Annotated in this window: 17 protein-coding genes; 7 read left to right on the top strand and 10 right to left on the bottom strand. The window is 32.9% G+C overall.

Going from position 1 to position 18,263, the window contains the following annotated elements; genetic code table 11:
- Positions 1-124: 124 nt before the first annotated feature.
- From Q0975_RS21835 to glyA, 7 genes are all read right to left on the bottom strand, one after another.
- Positions 125-295, bottom strand: a complete 171-nt coding sequence (locus Q0975_RS21835; RefSeq protein ID WP_299440608.1) for a hypothetical protein — start codon at positions 293-295, stop codon at positions 125-127.
- An 88-nt stretch (positions 296-383) separates the two neighbouring features.
- Positions 384-1,112, bottom strand: a complete 729-nt coding sequence (locus tag Q0975_RS21830; RefSeq protein ID WP_299440605.1) for a DUF2071 domain-containing protein — start codon at positions 1,110-1,112, stop codon at positions 384-386.
- A gap of 88 nt (positions 1,113-1,200) precedes the next feature.
- Positions 1,201-1,632, bottom strand: coding sequence for a VOC family protein (locus Q0975_RS21825; protein ID WP_299440602.1), 432 nt, complete (start codon positions 1,630-1,632; stop codon positions 1,201-1,203).
- A 106-nt stretch (positions 1,633-1,738) separates the two neighbouring features.
- Positions 1,739-2,137: a hypothetical protein gene (locus Q0975_RS21820; RefSeq protein WP_299440599.1), complete on the bottom strand. Its 399-nt coding sequence runs from the start codon at positions 2,135-2,137 to the stop codon at positions 1,739-1,741.
- 380 nt (positions 2,138-2,517) lie between these two features.
- Entirely contained in the window at positions 2,518-3,057 is a 540-nt protein-coding gene (locus Q0975_RS21815; RefSeq protein WP_299440596.1) for a GNAT family protein, read from the bottom strand.
- A gap of 84 nt (positions 3,058-3,141) precedes the next feature.
- Positions 3,142-3,987, bottom strand: coding sequence for a hypothetical protein (locus tag Q0975_RS21810; RefSeq protein ID WP_299440594.1), 846 nt, complete (start codon positions 3,985-3,987; stop codon positions 3,142-3,144).
- Between the two features lie 237 nt (positions 3,988-4,224).
- Positions 4,225-5,499, bottom strand: a complete 1,275-nt coding sequence (gene glyA / locus Q0975_RS21805) for a serine hydroxymethyltransferase (protein ID WP_299440591.1) — start codon at positions 5,497-5,499, stop codon at positions 4,225-4,227.
- A 204-nt stretch (positions 5,500-5,703) separates the two neighbouring features.
- Here glyA and fahA point away from each other — a divergent pair, with 204 nt between their 5' ends.
- From fahA to Q0975_RS21780, 5 genes are all read left to right on the top strand, one after another.
- Entirely contained in the window at positions 5,704-6,984 is a 1,281-nt protein-coding gene (fahA, locus tag Q0975_RS21800) for a fumarylacetoacetase (RefSeq protein ID WP_299440588.1), read from the top strand.
- A gap of 107 nt (positions 6,985-7,091) precedes the next feature.
- A complete protein-coding gene (locus tag Q0975_RS21795; RefSeq protein ID WP_299440585.1) occupies positions 7,092-8,279 on the top strand; it encodes a hypothetical protein in 1,188 nt (395 codons plus the stop codon).
- Positions 8,280-8,308: 29 nt separating this feature from the next.
- Positions 8,309-8,908: a Crp/Fnr family transcriptional regulator gene (locus tag Q0975_RS21790; RefSeq protein ID WP_299440582.1), complete on the top strand. Its 600-nt coding sequence runs from the start codon at positions 8,309-8,311 to the stop codon at positions 8,906-8,908.
- A gap of 83 nt (positions 8,909-8,991) precedes the next feature.
- A complete protein-coding gene (locus Q0975_RS21785; protein ID WP_299440579.1) occupies positions 8,992-9,276 on the top strand; it encodes a hypothetical protein in 285 nt (94 codons plus the stop codon).
- Between the two features lie 12 nt (positions 9,277-9,288).
- Complete coding sequence (locus Q0975_RS21780) at positions 9,289-9,735, top strand: group III truncated hemoglobin (RefSeq protein WP_366889369.1); 447 nt, start codon at positions 9,289-9,291, stop codon at positions 9,733-9,735.
- Here Q0975_RS21780 and ytxJ read toward each other — a convergent pair.
- Entirely contained in the window at positions 9,732-10,127 is a 396-nt protein-coding gene (gene ytxJ / locus Q0975_RS21775; protein ID WP_299440576.1) for a bacillithiol system redox-active protein YtxJ, read from the bottom strand. The two genes, Q0975_RS21780 and ytxJ, sit on opposite strands and share 4 nt — an antisense overlap.
- Before the next feature lie 130 nt (positions 10,128-10,257).
- Positions 10,258-12,411 (bottom strand): T9SS type A sorting domain-containing protein, encoded by a 2,154-nt coding sequence (locus Q0975_RS21770; protein ID WP_299440574.1) that lies wholly within the window; start codon positions 12,409-12,411, stop codon positions 10,258-10,260.
- Between the two features lie 390 nt (positions 12,412-12,801).
- Here Q0975_RS21770 and clpB point away from each other — a divergent pair, with 390 nt between their 5' ends.
- Together clpB and Q0975_RS21760 are read left to right on the top strand one after the other, a co-directional pair.
- Entirely contained in the window at positions 12,802-15,402 is a 2,601-nt protein-coding gene (gene clpB, locus Q0975_RS21765) for an ATP-dependent chaperone ClpB (RefSeq protein ID WP_299440572.1), read from the top strand.
- Between the two features lie 212 nt (positions 15,403-15,614).
- A complete protein-coding gene (locus Q0975_RS21760) occupies positions 15,615-16,265 on the top strand; it encodes a hypothetical protein (protein ID WP_299440570.1) in 651 nt (216 codons plus the stop codon).
- Between the two features lie 6 nt (positions 16,266-16,271).
- On the opposite strand, the gene Q0975_RS21755 is transcribed toward Q0975_RS21760, so the two are convergent.
- A complete protein-coding gene (locus Q0975_RS21755; RefSeq protein WP_299440568.1) occupies positions 16,272-18,233 on the bottom strand; it encodes an endonuclease in 1,962 nt (653 codons plus the stop codon).
- Positions 18,234-18,263 lie beyond the last annotated feature (30 nt).

Genomic DNA, 18,263 nt, shown 5'->3' with positions numbered 1-18,263 from the left:
CTAAAAACTCTTTTTAATGAAGCTAGAGAATTTATACATCATTTTCGATATACAATGTAGTAACAAGGCTTAAGAGAAACTATGGGTATATATACGTGATTTTTTTAATGGGGAACATTCGGTTTTATTTCATATAGAAAATTTTACTATTTCCAATAGGTAAATTGTGTACTACGTTCGGTTGAATAAACACATATTTAGCAATATTTTTTTTGCCTGATTCTTCGGTAGTTTTAACTTTCAATTCAGTTGAATCCGCTATAATCTGTAATTGTTCATTTTCTTTTTCAGTCATGTTTTTACAACTGATACTTATTAAAAGTAATGTGATTAAAACTCGAAGTTTCATTTTGGTCAAATGTTACTGTTCATTAAGAGACTTACTATATGGTGTTAGCGGTCGTTTTTATTTTTTCTAATCCAATCCATTCGTGTTCAATATCTTTCATCAAAAGAGCGTTGTCAAATTGCACAGAACCCTTTGGGAAAATATCCGTATTCTCAAAAAAACTAGATTGAACTTTATTAACATCTAAAAGAGACACTTTCCAGTTGTATGCTTTGAGTTCTAATCCATCAAAGTCATTTTTGTGAGGAGAATATCCAATTGAGCCATTCTCGAAAAAATCTGAAACACAATGTAGGTTTTCAAATATACTTTCCTCATTCCAATTGCCAGTTTCACTTGCTTCAATTGATAAAGAGGTTCCGTCATCACTAATAAAAGCCACATTATAATTTCCATTAGATTCATTAACCTCAAAATCAGCAAGATGATGAACTCCAGGAAAAATAGTTCCTCCAGCTAAAGAGTTTAGTTTTGAAGAAGTATCTCTTCTAGGAATATAAACACCTTCTTTTAATTTTCCTTTTTCGTTCCATTCAACAGCAATCCTGTGAGCACCATTTTCAGAGGAAATTCCGATTTGTTTAGGTAGTCCTTTTGGTCTGATCTCTTTTAGTCTAATTAAACATATTCCTGCAATACCTTTTCTATTAACCAACTTAGGTTTAAATGGTTCTGGTAAATAATTTCCCAAAACTTCTTTATCAACTTGATAATTAATAAGAATTCGCCTATCAATTATTCCTTTTATTTTTGGTATTCTCATTTTTCACTAATTAATACTAATGTATTGGCTATGATTTTGGTGTGATACAAAACTGCAATAAACTATACAAGGTGTTGTGCTTCGTTTTTTAATTTGTTGCTTGAAGATAATTCACCATCCATTGCACTCCAAATTTATCTATAAATGTCCCAAAGTACGCACCCCAAAATGTATCCTCTAGTGGCGATGTTATCGTTCCTCCTGATGAAAGTCCATTAAATAGTTTAACAGCTTCTTCTCTACTCTCTGGACTAATAGATATGTAATAATTATTTCCAAATGTTAGCGATTGTCCCATGGATTCAAGTGCATCCGTCCCCATAAGGAAATTCCCAGGGCCTATTGGTAAACCGACATGCATTACTTTTTGTTTGTCTGCTTCCGACATTAATTCATTATCAGGCATATCTCCAAAGCGTCTGATTCCACCAACGAATTCAACACCAAATACTGATTTGTAAAAATTAAATGCTTCTTCCGTGTTACCCATAAAGCTTAAATACGTATTGATTGTAGCCATATTTTATTTTTTCAAAAATTAATTATTCTTATTATTAATGAAGCACAATGGTCTTGTATAAAATGTATTTTAATGCATTTTTATACATTGTATGCTTTTGCTGTTTTTATACAATTAGATCTTCATTCTTCAAGATTATCTTCTCTACATACGCATCTACAAGTTCAATATTTGCTTTTGCTATTTTAAAGTCTTCAGAAGTCCAATCCTTTGCGCCTGTCCATGCTTGTCCTTTTTTATACAATTTGAGGGCTAATTCTTTATCATCGTTTTTTAGTAATGCAGCGGCTTCAACCCATTGATTAGCAATTGTTGTTTCCAATTCTGAAATTGTATTTGTACCTTTTCTAAGTTTGTCAATCGCATCTTGCGTATTTCGAGCGGCTTTACCCAAGGTTATTATTAGGTCTTTTTGGTGTTGATCTAACTCTTTATTTATTCCTATAATTTTTTTCAAAATATTTAAGAATACGTCTAGCCCTTTAAGTGTTTCTAATACTGCCATGTTAATAATTTTAGTGGTTTTATCTAATAAAGTATTATGGTCTGTGTATGAAATGTAGCGTATAAAAAGACGCTAACTTTTCGGGTTAACACAGAGTCGAATTTTTATGTTTTGTTTTAACTTATCAATCTAAAAAGCCAAATTAAGAATTTGGCGGTCTTAGCAAATATTCACAAACCTCTCGGTTAACCAATATTAACTATTTTTTATTCACGTCTTAAGTTTGATTTTCAATAGATTTAAGTGTTAAGTCAGAAAGAACAAAAGAGAGAATTAAGGTTTGTATACACGGTGAAGCTTTAGACTTCGACAGTAATGATAATCCTCTCTCTTTTTCTACTCTTATTTCGTTCAGTTCTGTGAGGCTTTGTTAGCAATAATTATTTATATTCAGATTTCAATAAAGCAAAAACTATTGAATCTTCCATTCTATTATTATGGAAATAGTGGTATTTTAAAAGTCCTTCTTTTTTAAAGTTCATCCTTTTTAATAATTTTATGGAAGGTGTGTTATTTGGGCCAACAAACGCTTCTATTCTTTCTAAATCCATATTTCTAAAACCATAATTAACAGTTAATGCTATCACTTCAGACATTATACCTTGACCTTTATAGTTGTCATCAAACAATTCATATCCAATTTCGGCTCGATTATGATCAGTATACCAAGTATGAAAACCACACCAACCAATAATCTCCTTTGTTTTTTTGTCAATTAATTGATAGTACAGAAATTTTTTGTTATGTGAAGAAAGACCATTTTTATATTTTTCTTTTTCTTTCAATAACTCTTCATTAGATTTTAGACCAAGGATTTCCAATTGCTCAGCTTGGGTCATTTCAGAATGTATATAATCGAAACATTCTTGAGTAAGTTTTCTTAAAATTAATCTTCCGGTATATATTTCTTCAAACTTCATTTTTCAATTATTGCTAACGTTTCTTATATATTGCGTTTGCCTGCCGTAGGCGGCATATGCAATATACTAATTGTTCCCACCAGTTTAGTTTTTCATTTTTTCACTCAAATATTTATAAAAGAATGAGTCTTTAAGATATGACTTACATTTTTCCTCGTCATTCAATTCAGAATATAAGTTTACTTCGTAATCGATTTCGTTAACTTTTAATTTTATTAGTCTCCTTTGTTTGTCAAAAATCAGGTTTTCAATTCCATTGTCAATTTGAGATTTCAGGTTTTTCAAATCATCAAATTCAGAACATATCGTTTCGGCTAATTCGGTTTCGTCATTACTTGGCGAAACTGTTGCCCAATTTGGATACATTGATTTGTAATCATATTCAAATGCTCGCTCAATTAACTTTGAAACAGCCTTGTCTTTTTCTCCTAAATCATTTAAAAATCTGTATTTCCAAAATGCTAAATCTACTTTATGAAAAATAAAAGAGGTTAATGAAGTTGTCTCAAATGCAATTTCATTATCAGCTTTTTCAACATAATTTAAACCTTTTTCAAATTCGTCTTTTTTTCCATAATAGCTGGCTAATCGCATAGTTGCGTGATAACGATAATTCTTATAAGGTTTCCCGATTTCATTATTTGTGTCTTTATCGTCTAAATCGGAATCAATTATTTTTTGATAGTAAGTCAGTATATTTTTTTCATCATCCTTTTCTATATAATAGTATAGTATATTTCCTAAAGTAGTTCCATAAGTTGATGAAGGATTATCTGCTTTTTTCTCAATCTTTTTCCAGATTTTTAAAGCTTTATTTTCTTTTCCGTCTTGATATAAATCTATTCCTTTATCAATCTCTTCGTCTAATTTTTCTTGACTAAAAGCTTGATTTGAAAAAAGGATTATTAATATTAGCAGGATGTTCTTCATAATTGGTGGCAACTGTTGTATAACAATAATTGCGTTTATTTCTTTTATAAAGTGGATTGTTACCATTTATAAAAACAAAGTTAGACATTTAATACTACGATAATTTCCTATTCGATCCTAAAAATAGTGTAAAACTGTGCTTATAACAAAATACTATATCTATTAGCAGACTTTCTTAAAAACAAAAATGCGTGACTAAAAAGTCACGCATTTCATAATTAAATATCTTGAAACAGATTATGCAACAAATAATGGTTTATCTGCCATCATAGCGTGTACATCATTAGCAATATCTAGCAATGCTTCTTCATTCTCGACATTATTGATTACTCTATCAATTAATTCTACAATTTCTAGCATATGGTTCTCTTTTAATCCACGTGTGGTTACTGCAGAAACACCAATACGAATCCCTGAAGTTACAAATGGAGATTTATCATCAAAAGGTACCATATTCTTATTTACAGTAATTTCTGCAACACCAAGCGCTTCTTCTGCTTGCTTTCCTGTTACATCCTTATTACGTAAATCGATCAGCATCATATGATTATCTGTACCTTCAGAAATAACTTGATATCCTTTTTTCACAAAAGCTTCTGCCATTGTAGCTGCATTTTTCTTTACCTGAATGATGTAATTCAAAAACTCATCAGTTAATGCTTCTCCAAAAGCAATCGCTTTGGCAGCAATAATATGCTCCAATGGACCTCCCTGATTTCCAGGAAACACAGCACTATCTAATAAAGAAGACATCATACGCTTCTTACCACTTTTCAACGTTATTCCGAAAGGGTTTTCAAAATCTTTACCCATTAAGATCAGTCCTCCTCTTGGACCTCTTAATGTTTTATGAGTTGTAGTAGTTACTACATGACAATGAGGAACAGGATCAGCAATCACTCCTTTGGCAATTAAACCAGCAGGATGCGCAATATCTGCAAAAAGAATAGCTCCTACGCTATCTGCAATTTCTCTAAATCTTTTGTAATCTATCTCTCTAGAATATGCAGATGCTCCAGCGATAATCAGTTGTGGCTTCTCTGCAGTAGCAATCTCCTGTATTTTATCATAATTTAATCTACCGGTCTCCTTCTCTACTCCGTAAAAAACAGGATTGTATAATTTACCTGAAAAGTTAACTGGTGATCCGTGTGTTAAATGTCCTCCATGAGAAAGATCAAAACCTAAAATTTTATCACCAGGTTTAAGACAAGCGTGGTATACTGCCGTATTTGCCTGAGATCCTGAATGTGGTTGTACATTAGCATATTCAGCTCCGAACAATTCTTTAGCACGATCTATTGCTATTTGTTCAACTACATCTACTACAGAGCAACCTCCATAATAGCGTTTTCCAGGATAACCTTCTGCATATTTGTTTGTTAATACAGAACCAGCTGCTTCCATTACTTGTTCACTTACAAAATTTTCTGAAGCGATCAATTCTAACCCGTTAATCTGACGTTCTTTTTCGTCCTGAATTAAATCAAAAATTTGTTCGTCGCGTTGCATGTTGTTTTTTTTATAAAATAGATGCCCAAAAGTATGAACATTCCTTAAAATAAGCTGATGGAATATTAATAAATATGAACATTTTCTTCACAATTAGAAATATCATATTTTTTAATTAACTTTCACATAAATAAAATATTTAAAACATTCTAAAATTATATATTTGATGATGAGAAGTACCAACAACTTATTAAAAAAACGATAATGCCCATAACTGCAAATAACCCAAATAGAAAAACCTGGATTAAAACTCCTACGAATACTGATTTTCCAATTCAAAATATTCCTTTTGGGGTCTTTCTTACCAGAGATGATGTCATTACTATAGGAACCAGAATCGGAGATACTGCTATTGATCTTGGTGCACTGCATCAACTTGGCTATTTTGAAGGAATTCCACTGACCGATGATATATTCTTACAAGATTCTCTTAACGACTTTATATCTGATGGAAAAAAAACATGGAGATTAGTACGTAATCGTATTGCCGATATTTTTGATGCAGAAAACGATTCGTTAAAAAACAACAAAGACCATACTAAGATTGTTCTATTTACATTAGATGAAATAGAAATGCAATTACCTGTGACTGTAGGAGATTACACAGACTTTTATAGTAGTATTGAGCATGCAACCAATGTAGGTACCATGTTCAGAGATCCTGACAATGCTTTACTTCCTAATTGGTTACACATACCTGTTGGATATCACGGACGTAGTAGTTCTATAATTCCATCAGGAATTCCCGTGCATCGTCCACAAGGACAAAAATTAATAAATGGTACAGAAAATCCAATTTTTGGGCCTTCTAGATTAGTAGATTTCGAATTGGAGATGGCTTTTATTACTACAGATGCAAATCAGCTTGGAGAACCTATTCCTATAGATGAAGCTGAAGATTATATTTTTGGGTTGGTGTTATTTAATGACTGGAGTGCACGAGATATTCAGAAATGGGAATATGTACCTTTAGGACCTTTTCTGGCTAAAAACTTTGCTTCATCCATATCGCCGTGGATTGTTACACTTGATGCTTTAGAACCGTATCGTGTTGCAGGACCAAAACCTTTAAAAGAACAACTTCCTTACCTTCAGTATAAAGGAGATAAAAGTTTCGATATCAATTTAGAAGTTGCCATACAACCCGAAAAAGCCAAAGAAACTGTAGTTTCCAAAAGTAATTTTAAGCATATGTATTGGAATATGGCACAACAACTAACGCATCATACTGTAAATGGATGTCCGGTTAATTCTGGAGACATGATGGGTAGTGGAACTATTTCTGGACCGACTCCTGATTCTTATGGTTCTATGTTAGAATTAAGCTGGAGAGGAGAAAAACCAGTACAACTTAAAGAAGGTGGCAGCCGTAAATTTATCGAAGACAATGATACTGTTATCATTAGAGGTCATTGTAAAAAAGATGGCGTGAGAATTGGTTTTGGTGAAGTTTCTACTAAGTTACTCCCAGTATTTAAAAAATAAAAATAATAACGCTTCATATAAAAAAACCTCAAAAAAACATCTTTGAGGTTTTTTTGTTACCTTTTGGCATCAAAATTGGATAGGTGTCCCCCCAAACGTATTAAATTATGAAACGAATTCTACTTTTACTCCTAATTACTGCTTTTACATTCTCTTGTGGAAGTAAAAAAAAGACTTTTACCGCCCTAAACACAGGGAACTATGATCAGGCGATCAATACTTCACTCAGTAAATTAAGAACTAATAAAAATAAAAAAGGAAAGCAAGATTACATTCTTATATTAGAAGAGGCATTTGTAAAAGCTGTAGAACGAGATCTCAATGCTATTACATTTCTTGAAAAAGAAGGGAATCCAGCCAATTTAGAGCGAATGTACAATTGCTATAATACCCTAAAAAAAAGACAGGAACGTATTCGCCCTTTGTTACCTCTTTATCACGTAGAGCAAGGACGTACCGTTAATTTTTCTTTTGATAATTACGATCAAAGAATTCTGGATACAAAAGAAAAATTATCAACCTATCTATATAACAGTGCGAAGTCATTACTCGCTAATGCAAAAAGAAAAACGGATTATCGCGATGTATATAATGACTTAATATATCTAAACAAGATTAGTCCCAATTATAAAAACACAAATGATCTGATTGAGGAAGCCCATTATAAAGGAACTGATTTTGTTAAGGTTGCCATGAAGAATCGAACTAATGTTATTATTCCAAGAAGATTAGAAGATGATTTACTAAATTTTAGCACATACGGACTAAATGATCTTTGGACAGTATATCATAATGAGCCTCAACGTTCCATTAAATATGATTACTTAATGGAAGTATCCTTTAGAGAAATAAATATCTCTCCTGAACAAATTAGAGAAAGACAACTAGAAAAGGAAAAGTTAATTAAAGATGGCTGGGAGTATTTATTAGATGAAAATGATGATTTTGTACTAGATGAAGATGGTAAAAAAATCAAAGTAGATAAAATGGTCACAGTACGATGTGAGTACTATGAGTTTATACAATTTAAGGAAGCACAGGTAGTTGGAAATGTACAGTATAAAAACCTTAATACTAAACAATTACTGGATGCCTTCCCTTTATCCAGCACCTACGTTTTCGAACATGTGTATGCTAACTATAATGGTGATAAACGCGCATTGGATACTGATTTAACTCGATATTTAGGATTACAGGCAATTCAGTTTCCCACAAATGAACAAATGGTGTATGATTCTGGAGAAGATTTAAAGAATAAGCTAAAAGGTATTATCACAAGATATCGATTTAAATGATCTATACCCTAATTAAAAAATAATACCTTATGATTGATCAAAACATCCTAGAAGATGCTGGTGCAATCCTAAAAGAATACAAACGCAATGAACAGCTTTTTGAAGAAGGTGATATTGCGCGCTATTATTATCAGGTACAAACCGGTGAGGTTAAAATGAATAATTTTAATGATGACGGTAAAGAATATATTCAGGGTATTTTTGATACTGGAAAAAGTTTTGGAGAGCCTCCTCTTTTTGCTGATTTCAAATACCCTGCAAATGCGGAAGCCATCACCGATGTAAAAGTATGGCAGTTACCCAAAAGTGACTTTTTAAAAGTATTAGAAGAAAACCCTACAATTCATCATAAATTTACAAGTACATTGGCTTTGCGTCTGTATTACAAAGCCATGATGGTTTCTGAAATATCTACTCAAGAACCAGAACATCGTATTCTTAGAATTTTAGATTATTTTAAAAAGAATAATCAGAATAACACTACCAATATTTCACCTTATAAAATAGAACTTACTAGACAGCAATTAGCTGATTTAACCGGTCTGCGAGTAGAAACCGTCATCAGAGCAGTAAAAAAATTAGAACAAAAAGGAGAGTTATTGATAAAAGACAGAAAAATATATCGATAAAATTTTTCTCCTTTATGATTAAGGTCATAAACTGAACGCCGCTTCCCGAAATATCTTTGAATATAACTTTAAAACAACACGTTATGTATTCAAAACTATTAAAAGATTTCAGAGAAATGTATATGGCTTACATCCCATTAATGATAATTCTTTCTAGTTGTTTAGGGTCCGTAGCTGCGATGTATATCTTAATGCAAGAGCGATCTTTGATGCAGGTGATTCAGCTAACAGTTTGTGTGATTATATGTATGACATTTAACGCTTCAATTCTAGCCCAAATGAAACCAAAATTTGTTTTTAATTTACTGATTGCTAGTCTTGCTATTAACACACTCTTAGTACTATTAAACTTTGGATATTATTCTTAATAAAGATGTGCAATGAAACAGATGAATGAACGAGATATTGAAACTAGAGATGATATTTTCAATATAGTATCACAATTCTACACTAAAGTAAGAAAAGAGAAAATACTCGGTCCTATTTTTAATCAAGTAATAAAAAATTGGGATGAACACCTTGACAGGTTAACGGATTTTTGGGAAACAAATCTATTGTTTGTTGCCAATTACAAAGGGAATCCCATCCGAGTACATCAAAAAGTTGACGCTACTTTTCACGGCAACATCACCGAAAAGCATTTTGGTATCTGGTTAAATTTATGGTTCGCAACTATTGATAAATTACATACAGGAGAAAAAGCTGAAACAGCCAAAAGAAGAGCCAGAAAAATGTCTACTCATTTACATATAAAAATGTACGAATCCAGAATATCACAAAAAACTATGTGTCCATTTCTTAACGAAAATGACAATGATATTTTTTAGACCAACTGGTGCAAAACTTGAGGAGTAATTGCACTATGAGACGCATGATGAACTGCTTGTCCATTTTTGATTACAATAAATTGTGGAGATTCATGATATACCTGAAACTTCGCAGATATTTCTGAAGATATGTCTCTATGATTTAATAAATCTAAATAATATAGATCTACTTCATTTTCAGAAAGATCAAAACTACTCTCAAAATTTTTGATCACCATTCTACTAATACCACATCTCGTGGAATGCTTAAAAATAGCTTGCGTTTTAGTTTTAGATGCTGTAGCTATTGCATCTAATTGCTCCAAAGATTTTAACTCCTGCCAAGGCAAAGCTTGTTTTTCTTCTTTAGGTTCTTTGTCTTCTGATCCAAATATTTTTCCAAATAATCCCATATAATCTATTTTCTTACCGTAAAGGTCGGATAAAAATAATAAAAATTACAAGCTCATTGTTTAGTTTATCACAATGTGATCATTTATAGAAAAAATTGAACTCATTTTTATCGGATCTATTCCTATTATATTATTGTTTTACAAACCTATATGAACTACCAGATTTTGTATCTACCAAAAAATAAACACCACTACTCAAATTATTTATATCCAACGCTTCATCTCCAGAAAGAAGAATAGTTTGATCTAGCAACACCTTTCCTGTGATATCTATAACCTTAACACTTATATTTTTCTTTTGTCCATTGATAAATAATACATCTTTTGCTGGATTAGGGTATATTTTCAAGGATAGTTTATCTATTATATCGTTCACAGATAATGTAGAATCCAAACAATCTTCATTTTCTCCTGGCAATCCATAACATCCTAATCCATTAGGACCTAGTGTAATATCCCAATCAATACCTGCAACCCAATTATCTCCGTTGAATTCATAAGCACCAACATCTGGATTCGCTCCAATAAAGCCATCTGTAATTCCGGTTATTACACGACCTTGATCTATTGGGCTTGATCCATTTTCTAAATAAAAGTTTCCATTGCCAGGGTTTTCGAAAGAAGAAGGATCGGTAACCAAATTATTTTGTTTATCAGATTGAGGTTCCCACTCACCTTTGAATCCTAGATTATTCCAAACCTTTACATTGGTAAAAGAAGTACCTTCTTTATGCCAGGCTCCCATTTCATCAGAGTTGTTATAAAAAGTATTGTTAAAAACATCTATATCCTTCCCATCCCAATTAATCTGAACTCCTGTCCACTCTGTATTCCATACTACATTATGATGAACGGAGAATGCTTCTGCGTCATTATCTAAATAAATACCAGCTGCTTTCCTCTTAGAACCTCTAGAAGCTATATCGTGAAACCAATTATGATGAATTTCAGTGTTTTGTGGTCCTCCTACCGTATAAAAAGTTCCACAATCATCCGCTATCAAATTACTTTTATACACATCATTATACGCAATTTCGCAACGGTTTCCATTATAATTGATACCATCCCTACCACCATTAAATATAGTATTCCTTAAAATTTTATTATCAGTACCACCTCTAGCAACTAAAGGAGCATCATAAGAGCCTAAATAATTAAAATCGTGGATGTAATTATTTTTCAACTCATTAAAACTACCTCCTAAACGTACTCCTGTTGCTGCACTAAAAGCGATTTCGCATTTTTCTATATTATTTCTTGTACCATTTACTTCAACACTTGGTTTTCCTGCATTAAAACCTCTAAAAATTCCCTGAGTATGATTTCCATAAAAGGATGAGATCCCAAAAAGTATATTATTATTAGAATTCGTCTTCAACTCGATAGCCCCACCGAAAACAGCAAGATTTCTGACCTCAATATAACTTCTTCCGTTAAGATTTATAGCTATCTCTCTCTTTCTCATACTCACCATTCCATCCTGAGGAGCAGTTCCATTAGGCAACTGTACAAATAATTCTTTTGTGTTTTTATCGAACCACCATTCATTCTGATAATCCAAAGCTGCTTTAACGCCTTCTAAATAAAAATCCCCTCCATCTGCGGGAGCATGAAACGTTCTTATCCAATCTGGATTTTTATCTAATACAAAATTGACTCTGCCTGATGTGCTACTGGTTATAAAAGCTTTCCAAGCAATCCAACCAGAACCCGGTTTATCCCCATAAAAGAAAACCGAACCACCTGTCCAATCAATAGCAGGAATTTCTGAAGAAGTTAGAAAAGCATTATTTATAACATTACCTCCACTACCACCATCATTACGTTTAGAATTCAAAGTAAATGGTTTTCCATCCTCATTATTAGGCCAACGGGCTAAATCTAAAGCAACATTCCCGTTTAAGACAAAGTTTTCTTGCCCCAAATCCCAATCTACCGTAGTCTTATAAACAACTCCGCTATCCTGAGACCAACCGGACAATGCTTCCATTGCAGTAATAATTACCTTCTCTCCCATATAAGATTGAAAGATAATAGGGTTTCCTGCAGTTCCAGAATTTGCAGGACGTAATGTTTCTTCGTAAGTTCCTTCTCCAATATATACAACATCGCCTGCCACAGCAACAGATGCTGCTTTATTTATGGTAAGGTATGGTTGATCAATAGAACCAGAATTGTTATCATTTCCAGTTTTGGATACATAAATATCTTTTCCAAAGACGTTTCCACCTATACAAAACGATATAATTATCAGTATTCTTAAAAATTGTTTGAAAAAATTCATTTGGAGAAGCTTTAATTTGAAGGTTGAGTAATTAAGATTATGTGTTTATAAAGGACTATAAGTTGGATTAAAAGAGTATGAAGGTATTACATAAAGACCTTTACGTAAATCCAAAATAGAATTCGTTACTGTTTGATTAGAATTTGTTATTATATACGTACAATTCGTAAATAGTTTTGGGCAACCAATACCACTTATCAAAACTCCCTGTATATCCATTACCTTTTATAAAATTGGGTATCTTTAGATTACATTAAGAATGTATTATCCATTTTTGTAGTTAAAAGACAAAAAGTCAGCATTTACAAGGGTTTTAAAGACATTTTGACATTAATTTAATACAGGAATACTATTTGTTCTAGGGTATGCGAATACAAAATGAAATGACATATGAATTTTAATAATTTCACTATAAAATCACAAGAGGCCATTCAGCAAGCACAGTTGCTTACTCAAGGATATGGGCATCAACAAATAGAAAATGAACATATTTTTAAAGCTATTTTTGATGTAGATGAAAACGTACTTCCATTCCTCTTAAAAAAACTGAACGTTAATCTAACCATTTTACAACAGATATTAGATAGTACCTTAGAAAGTTTCCCTAAGGTTAGCGGAGGAGATATACAATTGTCTCGTGAAGCTGGAAAATCGCTAAACGAAGCAAGCATTATTGCCAAAAACATGGGTGATGAGTTTGTATCTATAGAACACTTGGTGATTGCTATTTTTAAATCCAAAAGTAAAATCAGTCAGATCTTAAAAGATCAAGGGGTAACAGAAAAACATCTAAAAGAGGCTATTAATGAAATCCGAAATGGAGAACGAGTAACTTCTCAGAGTGCTGAAGACACGTATCAATCTTTAAACAAATATGCAAAAAATCTTAATGAGCTTGCAGAAAACGGTAAACTAGACCCAGTAATAGGTAGAGATGAAGAAATTCGTAGAATTTTACAAATTCTATCACGCCGTACCAAAAACAATCCGATGCTAGTAGGAGAACCAGGAACTGGTAAAACAGCTATTGCCGAAGGATTAGCGCATCGAATTATCGCAGGAGATATTCCAGATAACCTTCAGGATAAACAAATTTATTCTTTGGATATGGGTTCTTTGATCGCTGGAGCAAAATTCAAAGGAGAATTTGAAGAACGTCTAAAAGCCGTTGTTAAAGAGGTAACATCAAGTGATGGAAATATTGTTTTATTTATTGATGAAATTCATACATTAGTCGGAGCTGGTGGTGGTCAAGGAGCTATGGATGCAGCAAACATTCTGAAACCTGCTTTAGCAAGAGGAGAGTTACGTGCTATTGGCGCAACTACGCTGGATGAATACCAAAAATATTTTGAAAAAGATAAAGCATTAGAAAGGCGTTTTCAAAAAGTTACCGTTGATGAGCCAGATACAGAAAGTGCTATTTCCATCCTTAGAGGAATTAAAGAAAAATATGAAGCGCATCATAAAGTAAGAATTAAAGATGAAGCAATTATCGCTGCCGTAGAACTTTCTCAACGATATATCACGAATAGGTTTTTGCCAGACAAAGCCATTGATTTAATGGATGAAGCTGCATCCAAACTTAGAATGGAGATTAATTCGAAACCAGAGGAGTTAGATGTACTAGATCGTAAGGTGATGCAATTAGAAATTGAAATCGAAGCTATCAAACGTGAAAATGATGCTTCCAAATTGAAATCATTAAATGCAGATCTTGCTAATTTTAAAGAAGAACGAAACGAAATTTTTTCCAAATGGCAAAGTGAAAAAGAAGTAGTAGACGCTATTCAGAATGCTAAAACTAATATCGAAGAATACAAACTAGAAGCAGAGCGTGCAGAACGTAATGGAGATTACGGAAAAGTTGCAGAACTGCGTTATGGGAAAATTAAGGAAGCTCAAGAAACGTTAGAAACACTTCAGGAACAGTTAAGTAAACAACAAAGTAAATCTTCATTGATTAAAGAAGAAGTTACCAATGATGATATTGCCGAAGTTGTTGCAAAATGGACTGGAATTCCGGTAACCAAAATGTTACAAAGTGATCGTGAAAAGCTTTTAATTCTCGAAAAAGAATTACAAAAACGAGTTGTAGGACAAACGGAAGCTATACAAGCAGTTAGCGATGCTGTAAGAAGAAGTCGTGCAGGATTACAAGATCAAAAAAAGCCAATAGGATCTTTTCTTTTTCTTGGAACAACTGGAGTTGGTAAAACAGAATTAGCCAAAGCTTTGGCAGAATACCTTTTTAATGATGAGAGCGCTATGACTCGAATTGATATGAGTGAATATCAGGAACGTCATGCTGTCAGTAGATTGATAGGAGCTCCTCCTGGATATGTTGGATATGATGAAGGCGGACAGTTAACAGAAGCCGTAAGGAGAAAACCATACTCCGTAATATTATTAGATGAAATCGAAAAAGCTCATCCAGACACTTTTAATATACTGTTACAGGTGCTGGATGAAGGTCGATTAACAGATAACAAAGGAAGAACTGCTGATTTTAGAAATACAATTATCATTATGACCAGTAATATGGGAAGTCATATTATTCAGGAAAAATTTGAGGCAGTAAAAGATATAAATACGGCTATGGAAAGTGCCAAAATTGAAGTCTTGGGATTGCTAAAACAATCTGTCCGTCCAGAATTTTTAAACAGAATAGACGACATCATTATGTTTACCCCATTAACAAAGTCGAATATTCATGAAATCGTTAGGCTACAGTTAAAACAGGTATCTTATATGTTAGCGCAACAGAACATTACATTGGATGCTACAGATGAAGCAATTAACTTTCTTGCTGAAAAAGGGTTTCAACCAGAATTTGGTGCCAGACCCGTAAAACGTACCATACAAAAAGAGGTTTTGAATTCATTATCCAAAGAGATTCTAGCTAGTAAAATATCTACTGAAAGTATTATTCTACTAGATGAATTTGATGGTAACCTAGTATTCAGAAATCAAACCGATCTAGTACTGTAATCGACAGTAGTGTTAACAAAATCTTAAAGAAAAAAAGCGGTTTTTTGTTGAAAAACCGCTTTTCCCTATTGTTATTATGGAAATTTTAACAGTTATTAATCTTCCAGACAATCAGATAATTATGGTTTTACCGTAGTTATCAACAAGTGTATTCTTACATAGTTGATAAAAAATCATTACACGAGATAAACTTTTAAGTAAATTGCTATGTAATGAAACCAACTTTAATATTATCCATTTGTATACTTTTATCTGCTATTTCTTTTGGTCAAAATAAGAAAGAAATTTTAACTGATATCAAAAGTAAATATTCCCTTATCAGGGAGCTTGTAGATAACAATACCCTACGGCAATATTATACCGATTATACTTGTGAAGAATCTCTTGAAAAAGGCGCACTAACTTTCTATTATAACAGTCGTGAACTGAAACATATTATTCATCAATATACTCAGGGATATGTAACCTATAAGGATGAATATTATATTTGGGATGATCAATTATTTTTTGAGTTTTCTACTCATAAGATGAAATATCAAGACTATGAAAAAAATAAGAAGAAAAGAATTCAAAAAGTAGCTGTAGTCTTGACACTAGAGGAACGTTTCTATTTTCATAATTTTGAAGCAATCAAATGCCAATTTAAAGATTTTGTAACAAGAAGCAATAGAGCTAAAAATCCGAAAACCAATTATGTAAGAAACCAGAATACGGATTGCGATCAAGCCAATAGAGTTATTGAAAAATATGAAGTTCTTTTAAAATATCAGGACACAAATATTGAAGATGCATGTGCACTTCCCAGAAGTATTTCCAAAATTATATCAGACGAGGTTATGGACAGTAACTTCGGCAAGAACTAATGACTTTTATTTGATAATAATTCGCTTCATAACGGACGTATTATTATAATAAATTCGCATCAAATATAATCCTGAAGACAGGTTCAAATTAATCCTTGTAGTTTCATTAAAAGGTTGAGTCACTAACGAATTACCTAAGGTATCAAAAACTTCTAGATCTCCTTGTTTTCCTTTTGCAAATAAGGTTATATAATCACTTGCCGGATTTGGATAAATAGAAAATTCAGGTTTTTCATGCTCCTCTACGGATAATAAATTCGACCACGTTTCTCCCACATTATTACCCCAAATATATTCTACCAAATCAGGTTGATCAATAAACGGATTACGATTAAACTGCCAGTTATAAATGATATTATTACGATTCATTTCAAAATCATCAGGTGGGTCATTTCTATGCCAATCCAATAAAATAGCTAAATCTCCCAATTGTCCAACTGTACTATTATCTGGATTACCATTTACTACATCAAGTCCATTATAACGTACCGTTAGAAAAAAGATACCTCTTGCTACATCTCCTTGCCAACTTCCTTGATTTCCGGTTGGACCAGAATACTCTCCATAATCCTGATTTCCTCTAGAGCTATTCTCCGGACCATCAGTAGCACGTAATCCATGAGCATCAGAATTTGCGTGTCTAAGAGAATCTGCTCTGGTTACTGTAAACACATTAATTCCATCGGCAAAATCATCTGCATCAATATTATTAAAACCTCCTCTGGATCTTGGATAGGTATGCTCCCTATTCCATTTGCCTACATTGCTTCCGCCACTGGTCTGAAAATCAAATTTAGGACGTTGTTGTTCAGTATATAACAACCATACCTGATTACTATTTGATGGGCTTTGATCAGCAGCTTTAAGGATATCTATAATATCAGCATAGGTCTGTGCTCTTACTGTAGTCGGATCGGCGATAATATCCTGAATGGCTTGCACTAAAGCGGCTTCTGCTAATCCTTCTAATGGATCATAATAATCTATTGGCGCTGTACTTGCCACGTTACCAAAGGTAGGGTTCAAAGGTGTTCCCCAAGAAGCCACGGTAAAATCATTATCTACAATTCTAATCTCTTTATTATCGTTAAGTAGTTCAAATTCTGAAGGAATTGCTCCAAAAGTGATTCTCATAACCTCATCTCCTTCGTCATCCATATCATCAACAATCTGAATCGTATTAGTAACAGTATTCATTCCTGTTGGAATAGTTACAGTAGTGCTACCTGAATAATCAGAAGTTGTAAAACTTCCATTGGTAATCGTAATATCAAAAGTAAGATCACTCGTTACATTTGTCTGAGTAGTAAAAACAAGATCAATATTGCTCCCTTCATCATATTGATCTAATGCAGTAGAAATCAAAATACCATTAAATTGTACACCACTTCCATCATTAAGTGCTCCGGGAGTTGGGGTTTTCACTTCGTATGTACCATCATCTTTTCGCTGAATAGATTCCGTCGTCTTGTTATTATTTTCATCCTCGTTTATCTGCTCCATTAATCCAAGTAAATTCATAAGACCTGTATCATCTGCATCATCAGTATCATGTATCAACGCATCCAATAAGTTTGTAGTTGTTGCCACTGTCTGATCAGGAAAATCAGAAGCATTACCAGCATAAATTGCTGCGGCATCAGCACCATTTTGTATCGTATTTTCAAATAACAAAAAATCTGGTACCGGTGAAACCTCAGGACCACCAATTAAAAAAATTCCATTAGCATCTGTAGTATAACCATCTAGATCCAACGCAAAATAACTAGAATCACCTCCACTGTTAGATCCATTAAACAGTACCAAAACCAACCCATCCAAAGAAAAGTTAGGAGTGTCAGATTTTAACTCTATAAATTCTTGAGTATCTGTACTTGGAGTATCAGAATCCAACTCATTGATCACTACCTGTCCAAAAGAAAGATTAGCAAATACTATAACAAAAACTAAAAGGTAAAGATTTTTCATAACAAAAAAATTAGCACAACAAGATAAGTA

The sequence above is a fragment of the uncultured Aquimarina sp. genome (assembly GCF_947500065.1).
Taxonomy (GTDB): Bacteria; Bacteroidota; Bacteroidia; order Flavobacteriales; family Flavobacteriaceae; genus Aquimarina.
This window is presented reverse-complemented; position numbering and strand designations above follow the sequence as displayed.